13 protein-coding genes and 1 other annotated feature (1 of these 14 only partly in view) are annotated in these 14,430 nt (G+C 29.3%); of the genes, 1 reads left to right on the top strand and 12 read right to left on the bottom strand.

The window, feature by feature from the left end:
- Positions 1–46: 46 nt before the first annotated feature.
- From BD821_RS03110 to BD821_RS03095, 4 genes are all read right to left on the bottom strand, one after another.
- On the bottom strand, positions 47–2,239 hold the full coding sequence (locus BD821_RS03110) for a transglutaminase-like domain-containing protein (protein WP_104409258.1): 2,193 nt from the start codon (positions 2,237–2,239) through the stop codon (positions 47–49).
- Between the two features lie 41 nt (positions 2,240–2,280).
- A complete protein-coding gene (locus BD821_RS03105) occupies positions 2,281–3,348 on the bottom strand; it encodes a DUF58 domain-containing protein (RefSeq protein ID WP_169993933.1) in 1,068 nt (355 codons plus the stop codon).
- 119 nt (positions 3,349–3,467) lie between these two features.
- Entirely contained in the window at positions 3,468–4,409 is a 942-nt protein-coding gene (locus tag BD821_RS03100; protein WP_104409256.1) for an AAA family ATPase, read from the bottom strand.
- Positions 4,410–4,673: 264 nt separating this feature from the next.
- A complete protein-coding gene (locus tag BD821_RS03095; protein WP_104409255.1) occupies positions 4,674–6,059 on the bottom strand; it encodes a VanW family protein in 1,386 nt (461 codons plus the stop codon).
- 256 nt (positions 6,060–6,315) lie between these two features.
- Here BD821_RS03095 and BD821_RS03090 point away from each other — a divergent pair, with 256 nt between their 5' ends.
- Entirely contained in the window at positions 6,316–7,356 is a 1,041-nt protein-coding gene (locus tag BD821_RS03090) for a M42 family metallopeptidase (protein WP_104409307.1), read from the top strand.
- Between the two features lie 96 nt (positions 7,357–7,452).
- On the opposite strand, the gene BD821_RS03085 is transcribed toward BD821_RS03090, so the two are convergent.
- The 8 genes from BD821_RS03085 to cysK all read right to left on the bottom strand — a co-directional run bounded on the left by BD821_RS03085 (position 7,453) and on the right by cysK (position 14,267).
- Complete coding sequence (locus tag BD821_RS03085; RefSeq protein WP_104409254.1) at positions 7,453–8,364, bottom strand: D-alanine--D-alanine ligase; 912 nt, start codon at positions 8,362–8,364, stop codon at positions 7,453–7,455.
- A gap of 347 nt (positions 8,365–8,711) precedes the next feature.
- Positions 8,712–9,542 carry a TPM domain-containing protein gene (locus BD821_RS03080; RefSeq protein ID WP_104409253.1) on the bottom strand — a complete coding sequence of 277 codons (831 nt, stop codon included), beginning with the start codon at positions 9,540–9,542 and terminating at the stop codon, positions 8,712–8,714.
- Positions 9,543–9,562: 20 nt separating this feature from the next.
- The gene (locus BD821_RS03075; RefSeq protein ID WP_104409252.1) at positions 9,563–10,138 is read right to left on the bottom strand and encodes a LemA family protein; all 576 of its coding nucleotides are present in this window, start codon (positions 10,136–10,138) and stop codon (positions 9,563–9,565) included.
- A 49-nt stretch (positions 10,139–10,187) separates the two neighbouring features.
- Positions 10,188–10,826, bottom strand: a complete 639-nt coding sequence (nth, locus tag BD821_RS03070; RefSeq protein ID WP_029452490.1) for an endonuclease III — start codon at positions 10,824–10,826, stop codon at positions 10,188–10,190.
- The gene (locus BD821_RS03065) at positions 10,819–11,526 is read right to left on the bottom strand and encodes a lysophospholipid acyltransferase family protein (protein WP_104409251.1); all 708 of its coding nucleotides are present in this window, start codon (positions 11,524–11,526) and stop codon (positions 10,819–10,821) included. Before BD821_RS03065 ends, nth begins: the two co-directional genes overlap by 8 nt.
- Positions 11,527–11,732: 206 nt before the next feature.
- A complete protein-coding gene (queG, locus tag BD821_RS03060; protein ID WP_104409250.1) occupies positions 11,733–12,737 on the bottom strand; it encodes a tRNA epoxyqueuosine(34) reductase QueG in 1,005 nt (334 codons plus the stop codon).
- Positions 12,738–12,748: 11 nt separating this feature from the next.
- Positions 12,749–13,336 (bottom strand): serine O-acetyltransferase EpsC, encoded by a 588-nt coding sequence (gene epsC / locus BD821_RS03055; RefSeq protein ID WP_104409249.1) that lies wholly within the window; start codon positions 13,334–13,336, stop codon positions 12,749–12,751.
- A 19-nt stretch (positions 13,337–13,355) separates the two neighbouring features.
- Positions 13,356–14,267: a cysteine synthase A gene (gene cysK, locus BD821_RS03050; protein ID WP_104409248.1), complete on the bottom strand. Its 912-nt coding sequence runs from the start codon at positions 14,265–14,267 to the stop codon at positions 13,356–13,358.
- A 100-nt stretch (positions 14,268–14,367) separates the two neighbouring features.
- Positions 14,368–14,430, bottom strand: a binding site (T-box leader) (it continues 164 nt past the right edge of the window).

Here is a 14,430-nt window from a genome sequence, read left to right as displayed (position 1 = left end):
CACACCATTATATCAAATTTTAAAAAAATTAAAACCACCTCTTAATCTAAGAAGTAGTTTTAACTCTAAAAAATATAATATATTTATATATATAATAAGATATTCCTTGTATTTCTTTTAAGTACTTTTCTAAATTAAAATAAAATTCTTTCCCTTTAAACTCCTTTGATTTGTATCTTCCATAATAGTCTTTGTATAAGCATTCTATTAACTCTAGACACGTATTTCTAAGCTTAACATTACTAATTTTATTTATATAATCCTTTTCCGTTTCATTGCTTTCTCTTTTTATACCTATAGTTTTAAGTCTTCTTTCTAAATAAAAATAAGAATATTTATAATCACCCTTTAATATTTTGTTTTTTCTTCTATTTTGAGTAACCAGGTTAATAAACATGTATATAAATATTACAATTATTACTTTAATAAAAACATAATTATATTTATGGCTATAATCCAAATTAGTATTTATATCATTTTCTTCGTCATTAGCATCTTTAATAATTTCATCTTTATTAGGGTCTTGCATTAAATCCTGATCAGGAGACTTATTTATATTAACTTCAGGCATGTTTTCGTTTAAAGAACTTTCATATTCTCTAGCAGTAGGCGATGAATCCTCTATAGTCCATATCATATTTTTAGAATCTACTAGCACCTCTGTCCAAGCATGGGCATCTTTATTTGTAACTAAATAAAAGTCCTCGTAACTTTTCTCCTTTGGCATATTAAACCCTTCCACATACCTTGATGGAACCCCTGCTATCCTATTCATAACAGTTGCTGCCGTTGCAAAATAGACGCAATACCCCTTCTTTTCTTCAAATAAAAAATAATCTACAAAATCTTTATCTAAGGGAACATCTTTAACATCTAAAGAATAGTTATAATTTGATTCTAAGTATTCTCTTATCCTTTTTGACTTTTCCAATGGATTATCGGTTCCCTTTACTATATCTTCTACTAAAGTTTTAGTTCTTTCAGTTATGGAATCTGGTAACTGAGTATAGTTATATAAATCTTCCCTAGCATAATCTGTACCTTTATTAATTAATATAGGTTTCATTCTATACTCATCTATAAAATCTAATTTATACCCTTCTTTTATTATATTAAAAGATTTATAAATATCTGCACGCTCATTTTTATAAATTTTATTACCTTCTGAATAATTTATATCCATAATGTATATAGGAGTAAATACTGTATTAGTTTTAATGTTAGTAGTTTCTATATACATTTCACTTTTTTTCGTTTCACCAAAATAACTTATATATCTACTATCTGTGTCCCTCATTTTAAATATATCTTGTAACTCTTCATATTGTGCAACCCAAGAGTTTCCTGTATAAATACTTTTTACACTGCCCTTTAAATGATAGCTTTGATCCGTTTTTACCCTAAAAACTTCTTTATTATCTAATTGTATTTTTCCACCTAGTTTAAGATTACTATCATTATACCCTGAAACCTTTAATCCATAACCTTTTTCATTTAAACTACCTTCTATATTTTCGTTAGTTATGGCACTATTTATCTTGGTTTTTAATATATTTCCATACCTACCTTCAATATCTACTGGATACAATTTAATTAACACTGCTATTAAAAGCCCATAAAATAAGGTTTGGGTAATTACGGAAGTGCTTTTTATATTTTCTCTTATATTATGTACTCTCATTTTTTTCATATTAATTCTATTAGATGATACAGAAAAATTAATAACTACAATTAAAGAGTAATAAAATAAACTTTCTTCCACTGAAGTATCATAACCTAAATACCATAAAAACAGCATGGTAAAGGTGGTTAAAATCAATAAGATATGGGTAATTCCCTTATAATACAATAAAAATATTACTAAACAAATTATAGGAAGCACCACAGTTATTATTCTTTTATAATCATTAAAATTCGTATCACTTCCACTTGATATAACTTTATTTAATAAATCTAAATCTTCTATAATAGACTTATTAAACATAACAATATTTTCTTTATTAAAATAAATGAATATTAAACTTGCTATGATTATTAAAATCCAAGCTACTGCCTTATGTTTTTTATATACTAAAGCCTCTTTATATACATAAAATAAAATAAAAGTTATTAATATCAGTATAGTTATATATGTGTAATTAAAGTTTATAATCTTATAACTATTTGTCAATAACTTAAAAAAGAAAATTATATTTACATAAAACATAAAGGCTACCCATCTTATATCTTTTAACTCCATAATATCACCACCTAACTTAGGTCTTTATGTTAATTTGTGCTTTAAAAATAAGTACCATGAGGATCTTTACTCATTAGATTAATATCTACGAAGCTTATTCCGTTAATGGATAAATTTTCGAAATCTTCTTTAGTATGCTCCTTGTCCAAATAAAAGACTGTTATGTTCTTCTTATCTTTATTAATTTTTGATAAAGATCTAATTAAACTTCCTGTCACCTTGCCTGTTATCATTATAATAGGATTATTCCTTAATTCATTGGATTTCGATGCTATAAATTTATTATATTCTCTAACTCCATCACTTTTTTTTCCCACAAAAAACTCCATAAGATTAGAAAAATCTTCTTTACTTTTTACAGATATAACTTCTTCATTTTTAGCATTTATATAAAGTTTAACTCTTATATTTTGATTTAAACTATACATTATCCATGAAATACATATATCTATAAGGGTTTCTTCTTTTAAACTCATGCTATCTTCTTCATATATAGATTCATTCATATCTAGTAAAACTATTACCTCTTTACAAGATAATGCATCATAGTTTTTTACAACAAGCTTATTTGCCTTGGCGCTTACCTTCCAGTTTACTCGCTTTAAATTATCCCCTTCTCTATATTCTCTCATTTCCCTTATTGAATATATATCCTCTAAAAGTCCCATCTTTAAAAATGCATTTTCATAAAACTTATTTTTAGAGGACATTAACTTTTCTAAGTCATAAATTTTAGGATAAACCTTTATTGTATCTTTATTTTTAATTTGTTTTTTAATATTTATTATATTAAATATATCTGAAATGAATATAGTAAAGCTTTTCAAATCATAATTTCCTCGAACTTTAAATTTTATACAATAGCTATATTCTGATACTCCAAAGTGCGGAATGGACATAGCTTCACCTTCATATTTGTCTTCATTTAAAGAAAATAATTTACCTTTAATTATTAAATAAGGTATCTTAAATATCCCCTTATTAGAAACTATTAGTTTAATATTTGTATTATCTTTAACGTAAAATGTATCTTCATTTAACTCTACATTTACTTTTATAGAAAAATAGTAGGATATAGAAGTTATTATAGCTATTATAAATATAGACAAAAATATATATAGTATAGTGTAAGATAATACACCACCTTGAATGTACGCATATATCGATGTTATAAGTAGCAAGAAAGCAAATTTAAGATTTATTTTGTTTACCCTATGATCTATTTTCATCACATAGTTACCTTTGGCACTTCTATATTTTTCACTATATCCGAAATCATATTTTCTTTATTATAACCACTAGACGTAGCTTTAGATGATAATATTATTCTATGAGATAATACTAAGCTTACATTTTCTCTTATATCCTCTGGTATTACATAATCTCTCCCTTTTATTAGGGCTGACGCTTGACCTATCCTTTGAAGTGACATTATAGCTCTTGTGCTTACTCCTAATGATAAATACTTAGAAGTCCTTGTTGCCTCTGATATATCTACCATATAATCTAAAATTTTATCATTAACCTTAACTTTTCTAACTTGCTTTTGAAGATATAACAATTCTTCTTTATTTATAGCTCCATCCATGTATTGAAAAGGCTCTTTTTCTTTATATAACTTTAATATTTCTTTTTCGCTTTCTTTTGATGGATATCCAAGTCTCACCATAATCATAAATCTATCTAATTGAGCTTCTGGAAGTGAAAATGTTCCTTCATATTCTATAGGATTTTGTGTTGCTAGTACAAAAAAAGGTGTTTCTACCTCATATGTATTATTTCCTTCTGACACTTGATATTCTTCCATAACTTCTAAAAGGGCAGATTGAGTTTTAGGAGAGGTTCTATTTATTTCATCTGCTAGGACTATATTTGAAAATATGGGTCCCTTCTTAAATTCAAATTCCATACTCTTTTGATCATAAATCGAAATACCTATTATGTCTGAAGGGGATAGGTCTGGTGTAAATTGAATACGACTATAACTTAAAGATAGAGATTTAGCTAAAGCTTTAACTAGAGTAGTTTTACCAACACCTGGTACATCTTCTATTAATACATGTCCTCCACCTATAACAGCCTTTAAAACATTTGTTATTTCATCTTCTTTTCCAATTATTACTTTTTGTATATTATTTAAGATTTTATTTATTAAATCTACTTCTATCATAATTAACGCAAAAACTGCTACCTCCTTACTAATAATTCTATTTTTCCTTATATAAGTATATCATAAGGTTGTAATTAAACTCAATTCTTCTTAATTCAAATAAGCTTTAACCTTTCTTCATTCTTAATGTTATTTAACAATTAATAGGTTACACACTATAACCAACATTATATCCAACTACTTGAAATTTTAACACATGATATGAAAAATAAGGAAGCCTTTATATTTTAAAGACTTCCTTATTTAAATACTCAAATTAATAATCTATGGTTTTTTGGTTCCTACTCTTACTATCCCATCTATAGACCTATAAGTGTCATTAGACAAAAATTCAGTATCTATTAATACTCCATTTTCATAAACCTTTCTGTAAACCTTAACCTTTGTTCCATTTATAGGGTTCTTTTCTACAACTGTTTGTCCCTCTGGAAGATTAGGGTCTTCTACATTTTTAACTCCTGCATTTATTGTTTCATAAGCTTCAGATACAATTTCGTAAGTTCTTCCAGTAGATGCACTATTACCATATATATTAAAGCTTAGTACTCTATCTTTACTAGTTACACCTTCTATATATATAGGTGAATCAAATGTGTTTTTAAACTTGTAGTCTAAAGAACTACCAAAGTCTACCGTAGCATCTAAACCAAGAGGCATATAACTTGTACCTAATGAGTGATTATATCTTTCTACAGACTTAAGCCCAGTTCTTAAAACAGCTTGATATAATGTACTAGATACTTGACATATACCTCCTCCTAAATCATCTTCCACCTTATTACCAACTATTACCGGAGCGTTTCTATATCCTTTTTCTACTGTTCTTTTTCCTACTACATCATTATAACTAAAGGTTTCTCCTGGCATAAGAACCTTACCATTTATTGCATTAGTTGCAAGTTCTACATTAACAGCTCTATCATTAGTAGAGTTATGTGAGTACTTAGTTGAAAAGGATGCTATTTTAGAATTAATCTTACTTAATTCTTCTGCAGATACAGTAGCTTTTATTTCATCTACCTTAGCTTCAATTTCCACTTTTTCATCTACCTTACCATTAATATTTGCTACTATATCATTCTTAAGGGCTTCTTTATCTATCTCATAACCAGACTTATCCTCTGATACATTAAAATTACCACTAGATGGCATGCTTAGCTTAGCATTTGTTGGAGCTACATTAACTTCTGTAGATACTTCTTCAATAAATTCATCTATATATGTTGGATCATAAGTAAAATCTAAATCTATTTCCTTACCAGAGTTGCTTTTAAGTATTTTATATTTACCTAGCATTGTGCTATCTTTTCCATAATCAAAAGCTTCTTCAACTACTTCTTCTATATTATATTTAGATTCAAGCTTACTATAGTCCATTTCATAGTTATTATCTAATGCCTTTACAGATAACTTTTTATTTAGAATTGCATCACCATAATTTTCTTTTAATAACTCTATAGCCTCTTCTTTAGTTTTTGCTGATAAATCTATTGATTCTACCTTTACATCTGAATAAATAATATTATTCCATCCTAATGTATATTTGTAAATATACCCTAGATAAGCGGATAATGATAATATAATAACTAAAGCCACAATTGATATAATTATAATTGTCTTTTTATTTTTAACTTCTTTAGAACCTGTCATTTTCTCTCCCCTTTCATATCCATAAACATTATACTATAAATTATACGTAGTTTAAAACATGTTAGACTTATATAGTTAATATTTTATTTAAAGTTTATTTTTATTTCCTTCATACATTATACACATATTTTTTCCAAATTGTTTAATATTTCATAAAATTTATGTTAGAATTTATATTAGGTACTTTTAAAATAAATAAAGACTTTATTTCAATGTACCTTATATTAAATATACACTAAGGAGTGATATTATGTCCATTAATTACAACAAAGACAGATTAAGCTATTACTTAGAAAATATCTTAAAAGTTTCAAGTCCTACAGGGTATACAAATAATATAAATGACTATCTTAAAAAAGAACTTAAAGAGTTAAAAGCAGATTTTATAGAAACTACTAAAGGTGCTTTAATTGTTACTATAAAAGGTTTAGATGACTCTTATCAAAGGACCTTTTCTGCTCACGTTGATACATTAGGTGCTATGGTTAAAGAAATTAAATCCAACGGTACTTTAGCTTTAACTCCAGTTGGAGGTTACATGATGACTGCTATAGATGGTGAAAACTGCACCATTGAAACATTAGATGGTAGAAGCTACACAGGTACTGTACAAACTATAAAGCCTTCTGTACACATAAGTGGAGATGAAGCTCGTGAACTTAAAAGAACCCCAGAAAATATGGAGGTTATCTTAGATGAAAGAGTAAGCTCTAAATCCGACACAGAAAACCTTGGAATAAATGTAGGGGATTTCATCTGCCTTGATACTAGAACTACCTTCACTGAAAAAGGATATATAAAAAGTAGATATTTAGATGATAAGGCTAGTGTTGCAGTATTACTTTATACTATAGAATTAATGATAAATAATGATATAAAACCAGCTCACACCACAAACTTTTTCATAAGTAATTACGAAGAAGTGGGACATGGTGCAAAAGCTTCTATTCCTGAAAATACAAGAGAATTTATAGCTGTAGACATGGGTGCACCAGGACCTGGTCAAAACTCTACTGAATATGCTGTTTGCATCTGTGCAAAAGACTCTTCAGGCCCTTACGATTATAATTTAAGAAAAACCTTAATAGATGTATGCGTAAAAAATAATATAAACTATAAAATCGACATATATCCATATTACGGTTCAGACGCTTCAGCAGTATTAGGAGCTGGTTGGGACGTTAAAGCAGCCCTTATAGGCCCTGGAGTATTTGCTTCACATGCCTATGAAAGAACTCACATGGATGCTTTAATAGCAACTTTAGACTTAGTTATTAAATATAGCTTATGTAAATAAAAAAAATCAAGCCTTAGGTGGAGTTTTAAGCTACACCTAAGACTTTTATTCTAAATATAGTAGTATAATTATCCTCTATTTTATAGCTTTATATACCTAGCCTTTATTTTTTCTTTCTTCTATGGAATACTGAATTATATTTTCTAAAAGCATTTTAAAGTCCATATTAACTCCTGCTGCACTTTTAGGGAATAGGCTGTTTTTAGTCATGCCGGGCAGTGTATTTATTTCTAGTATATAGGGAATACCTTCCTTTACTATCATGTCTACTCTAGCATAAACGCTACATTTTAATTCTTTCCAACAAGCAATTGCCATCTCTTCTACTTCTTTATGAAGTTTATCATTTAAATTAACTATAATCTCTTCTGCTCCACCATCTTCATACTTTGAAGTATAGTCAAAAAAATGTGACTTTGGTTTTATAGCAAGTACTGGTAACATCTTACCTTTTAATATACAACAGGTGATCTCATCTCCCTTTATATATTCCTCTATCATAACTTCTGTATCATATTTAAAAGCTTCTTCTATAGCATTTTTAACATCTTTTTCTTCACTTATTAAATTTGTGGCAACGCTAGATCCACCGCTATTAGGCTTTATGACTACTGGATATGATAATTTGTTTATTTGCTCATAATTTAGCTCTTCTAAAGAGTTTAAACTAATCCACTTTCCAGTTCTTATGTCTGCATATTTTAATATCTTTTTAGTCATATCTTTGTCCATACATATAGCGCTACTTAATGAATCACACCCTGAGTAAGGTATATTCAATGTTTTTAATACCGATTGGATTGTTCCATCTTCGCCAAACTTGCCGTGAAGTGCTATAAATGCAAAATCTATATTTTTTACCTTTTCTATTAATTCTTCTGTACTATTTATTATAATTTCGCTTACTTTATATTTCTCTGAATTTAAATTCATAGCTATTTCTTTACCTGTTTTAAGGGATATTTCTCTTTCTGATGATATGCCCCCCATTATTACGCCTATATTCATAACCTACCTCCAGATTTTTGTATTTTTAAACTTACTTTATATTACACATTTATTATATTTTTATTTATTCTTCTTAGTTTAATTATATGTGAAAAGTCTCTTTTATAAAAGAACCACGTCACTTGAAATATTTCTTAATAAATCAACCACTTAAGTTAATAAAGGTTCCCGCAATAAAAAAGACTTGTATAAATACAAGTCTTTATAGAGGCTTAATTTTAGATTAATACGGTTGACTAAAGTATAAATCCTCTATCATTATATCACTTAACTACACAAGTAAACAATAAAAAACAAAAAATTTATTTATTATTTACAATTATGCTTATAATATTTAAGTTTTACTATTACCAGCCTCCAGAGCTACCTCCGCCTCCAGAACTGCCGCCGCCAAAGCCACCTAGATTAATGCCTCCGCCGCCACTGCCCTTGCTGCTTCCATATCCTCCTGATCCCATATAAGGTGGAATGAAAATTCCTCTTTTGTACCTTCCGCCACCTCTGCCTCCAGGACCTCCTTTATTATTTCTGCCTCCACGGCTTCCAAATATTATCATAATTATAAAGAAGATTATTATGCTTCCTACAGAAGATGCTCCTTTGCCAGATGAGCTTTTGTCTTGAGCCTGCTTTATTTTATCTAAAGGTACTTTAACGTTGTTTTCTAATGTAACATCATATTCTGTGGCTGCTGCCCCAGCAAATATTGCATATGAATCTTTTATTCCTTTAGCAAAGTCACCTTCTTTAAAGCTAGGTCTTGCTACTTCATCCATTATCCTAGCAGAACCAACATCTGTTATTGCTCCCTCAAGGCCTTTTCCTACCTCTACAGCATACTTTCTATCCTTAACTGCAACGATCATAAGAAGACCATTATCCTTAGACTTTTCTCCTACTCCCCATTTAGAAAATAATCCATAGCCATATTCTCTTATATCTTTTCCATTTAAACTGTCTATGGTTACAACTACGAGTTGTGCTCCTGTTTTATCTTCTAACTCTTTCCCTAAAGATATTATAAACTCTTTAGTGTCATTATCTATAGAGTTTGAGTAATCATTTATATATTTAAAGGTTGTAGGCTCTGGATAATCTTCTGCTGCACTTACCTGTATACCAAGACATAATAAAAGAATAAAAGAAAGAACTATATTTTTTTTAAATAATTTTTTCATCTTTCTTCTCCTTTAAAGCCTTATTTTTTATTGTTGAATTCTACCTTAGGTGCTTCTTTTGCTGCTTCATCTGCTTTAAAGTAAGGTTTTTCTTTAAATCCAAACATTCCTGCTACTATATTTCTTGGAAATCTTTTAATTGATGTATTATATTCACTAGCTGCATCATTAAAATTTTGTCTTGAAACTGATATTCTATTTTCTGTACCTTCAAGCTGAACTGTAAGGTCTCTAAAAACTTGATCAGACTTAAGGTCTGGATATCTTTCTGATATTGCAAGAAGTCTTCCAACAGCACCTGTTAATTCTTGATCCGCTGCGGCCTTTTCTTCTGTTGTGGTTGCACCTGCAAGTTTAGATCTAGCTTCTGCTACTTGTGTGAATATTTCACTTTCTTGAGCTGCATAACCTTTTACGGTTTCTACAACATTTGGTATAAGATCTGACCTCCTTTGAAGTTGAGCATCTATATTAGATTCTGCTGTATTTACTTTTTGCTGTGATGTAACCATTGAATTATAAGATCCTACAAAAGGAATCGTTATAACTAATATAACCAATAAAACTGTTAATAACACTTTCAATGATTTTTTCATCTAATTCACCTCCGAAATTATTTAAATATCCTGTTGTATTATAATAATACTATTTTTCTTCTTCAATGTCACCATAATAATCACAATACACATTAATAATGCATCTTTCACAGTCAGGTTTTCTAGCATAACAACATCTTCTTCCGTGAAATATGATTAAATGATGAGCTAAGGACCAGCTTTCTTTTGGTATGCATTCTTGAAGTTGTTTTTCTGTATTTAAAACATCTTTTGCTTTTGCAAGACCAATTCTATTAGATACTCTGTATACATGTGTATCTACTGCAATGGCTGGGACTCCAAAGGCATTTGACAATACAACATTGGCAGTTTTTCTTCCTGCACCTGCAAGAGATGTTATCTCTTCCATTGTCCCTGGAACTTCTCCATTAAAGTTTTCTTTAAGCTGCCTACACATAGTTAATATATTTTTTGATTTATTTCTATAAAGTCCTATAGTTTTAATTTTTTCTTCTAAATCTTCTTGAGTTAATTTCAAAAAGTCATCTACTGTAGGATATTCTATAAATAAATCTTTTGTAACTTCATTAACCTTTTTATCTGTAGTTTGGGCAGATAATATTGTAGCTACTAGAAGTTGAAAAGTTGTCTTATGATCAAGTTCACATCTTGCATCAGGATATTCCTTTTTTAATAGTTCAATTACCTTTAAGCTTTTATTATTCATTTTTATAAACTCCTCGATATTCTTCTGGTAACAAAGAAGCTATAGATGTCATTATATAATTTAAAATTCTATCCTCATATTCATGTTTACCCTCTTCACTATTTTTAGAAGGTAAATTAAAGCCTTCACCTATATTTACATTTACTTTAGCATAATTAAAAGTTTCATGGGACATATCTCCACCTTTATTTATAGGCAAAAGCTTTTCAGTTCCTGTAGTGCCTATTGGAATTATAGTGGCCTTTGTAAGTCTTGCTATTAAAACCACTCCTCTTTTCGCTTCTATCATGCTAGCTTTCCTACTTCTAGTACCTTCTGGAAATATAAAAACATTATTACCCTCTTTTAAGGTATTAACCACCTTTGTTAAAGCTTGCTTATCTGCAGTATTTGGCTTTATAGTTATATTTTTAACTATATTAACACCCATATTGGTAATAGGATCGTTAGATAGTTTGGCTCCCGCAACAAAGGTAACATCATAATCCTTTAAAACCTTGTTTAACACAAGCCCATCAGAATTACTTAAGTGGTTTCCAACAAATATTATTGGTTTTTTACATTTTTCGATATTTTCAAATCCATTAACTTTTATATCTGCATATTTATTTACGTAATGATTCATTACCCTTCTAGAAAAAAATATAAACATCCCCTGAGGCATTTTTGAAATAAGTTTAACCATAGCTTTTGATATCATAAAATCTCTACCCTTCTATATTAACCTTTAATTTTTTGTGTAAGTAATTATCCGATGGCTACCATCCGTAAAACCCCTATCCTCTTCAAGGTGGGGGATGACGGCTGCTACGCCCCTGGATAAGTTCTTCTAAGCCTTTGATGGAGAGATGTATTCCTTATAAGCAAACTCCACCTAAGTCTAAGAATCACTTAATATATAGTATATTATAATTTTCTTATTTTTAAAAGCCTTATAGCATAGTCTTTAACATAGGGTGAAGCCATACTGTCTATATCTATATCTTTATTGTTTTCAAAATTTATGAATCTTATGAGTGCATTTCTTTGAATTAAATTTTTTCCTCTCCAAGAGGCTGATGTATTTTTCAAAGTTTCTTTAAATTCTTTATTATTTATGTATATAAGTTCTTTTGTTTGTATATTACTACTAAATTTTAAAGGCCTAAATCCTTCTATATTGGAGAGCTTTACTTTAGTATTATAAGGGCAAGATTTTTGGCAAGAATCACATCCAAATATTCTTCCACCTAAAACTTTAAACCATTTATCTTCTATTTGTTTTTTTTGAGTAATGTAAGATAGACATATGTTAGAATTCCGTCTCTTATGATTTATAGCCTTAGTTGGGCATTCCTTTAAACAAATGTTACAACTTCCACAGCTTTCATATTTTTCTATATCTGAAAATTTCTTATCTTTATATTTTATTTCAATATCCATATCTGTTATTATTTCTCCAAGAAAAACAAAAGATCCATACTTTTCAGTTATTATCATGTTATTTTTCCCTACAAATCCAAGCCCCGCCTTATATGCTATGTATCGCTCTGGTAACACATTGCTGTCTACAAAGGCCTTTGCCTCATAACCTTTTTCATTTAAGAAATCAACTATTTTATCTAAGTAAGATCTAACTACAATATGATAATCTAGTCCTTCAGTGTATTTTGAAAACCCTGTATCATTATTAAAGTTATTGTTATAAAGATAAGGAAAAGCTATAGATATTATAACTTTTCCTTTTTCCATTAACATATGAGGATTTATCCTTTTTTCTATATCTGTCTCTTCAAATTCATTTTCTAGTCCATTTATCTTTCTATATTGTAAAAATGATCTTAGTTCTTCAAAACTTTTTAATGGTATAAAACCAAAAGTATCTAGTCCTAAGGATCTTATATAATTTTCAAGTTCATTTATATTTTTCATAATATAACCTCTTAAATAACCATTTCATTATATATAGATTTTTTTCTTCCTTTATAATCTTTAATTTCTATTATAGTGGCTGCACTTTTAAATTTCAATATCTTAGCTGGAATTCCTACTGCTGTACTTTGAGCTGGTACATCTTTTAAAACTACTGCATTAGCACCTATCTTTGCCCCACTTCCTACATAAAGAGGTCCTAATACTTTGGCTCCCGTTCCTATTATAGCACCATCCCCTATAGTTGGATGCCTTTTACCCTTTTCTTTACCTGTTCCACCAAGGGTTACTCCATGGTATAAAGTTACGTTATCGCCAATCTCTGCGGTTTCTCCTATAACTACCCCCATACCATGATCTATAAAAAGTCCTCTTCCTATTTTAGCTCCTGGGTGTATCTCTATTCCAGTAAAGAATCTTCCTGTTTGCGATAATAACCTTGCAATAAAAAACAGGTGTCTTTTGTAAAATAATCTAGCTATTCTATAAAAAATCAATGAGTGTATTGATGGATATAAAAGTAGCACCTCTATAAAACTTTTGGCTGCTGGATCATTTTTCATTATATTCTTTATATCATATCTTAAATTTTTAAACACGGCCCCACCTCAATTTTAATTATTCGTAAATTCCCATGGAAATATATTTTTCTCCACCATCTGGAGCTACAGTTACTATTTTAATATCTTTTCCATATCTTTTTGCAAGTTCTAATGATGCATGAACATTAGCTCCAGATGATATTCCTACGAGCATCCCTTCTTTTAATGCTACTAATTTTGCTGCTTCAAAAGCATCTTCATCTTTTACCCTTATTATCTCATCTACAACAGATCCATCATATATTTCAGGTACAAATCCTGCTCCTATACCTTGAATTTTGTGTGGTCCTGGGTTACCCCCTGATAATACATGTGAATTTTCTGGTTCTACTGCCATTACTTTTATATCTTTTTTTAGTTCTTTAAGTCTTCTTCCAACTCCGGATATAGTTCCACCAGTGCCCACTCCTGCAACAAATATATCCATATCAGGTACATCTTTTAATAATTCTTCTGCTGTAGTTTCATAATGTTTTTCAGGGTTTGCTAGATTTAAGAATTGTTGTGGTATGAAATATTCATCTTTTCCTTTTGCTATTTCTTCAGCTTTCCCTATAGCACCCTTCATTCCTTTAGTTCCATCTGTTAGTATTAGCTCTGCACCATATGCCTTTATCATATTTCTTCTTTCTACACTCATAGTATCTGGCATAACAATTATTACCTTATAACCTTTTAATCTTCCTATCATAGCTAATGCTATTCCAGTATTTCCACTTGTAGGTTCCACAATGGTGTATCCTGGTTTTAGAAGTCCTAATTTTTCTGCTTTTTCTACCATACCTAGTGCTGCTCTATCTTTTGTGCTACCTGCTGGATTAAATTTTTCTAGTTTTAAATAAACTTTCCCCATGTCTTTTCCACCTAAGTTTCCAAGTGTTAATAAAGGTGTGTTACCTATCATTTCTAAAGCATTGTTAAATATCATATATTATTCCTCCTATTTTTTTTTATTTATTTTAATTATAAATTTTATCACATTTAATTGTTTCAAATATTATTATCCATATAAAAAAACTCCGCCCCTTTTTAGAGACGAAGAATACTTCGTAGCCCACTCTAATTAAACCTAGAATTAACTCTGTTCGAGC

Source organism: Clostridium algidicarnis DSM 15099 (genome assembly GCF_002934235.1).
GTDB classification, from domain to species: domain Bacteria; phylum Bacillota; class Clostridia; order Clostridiales; family Clostridiaceae; genus Clostridium_L; species Clostridium_L algidicarnis.
This window is presented reverse-complemented; position numbering and strand designations above follow the sequence as displayed.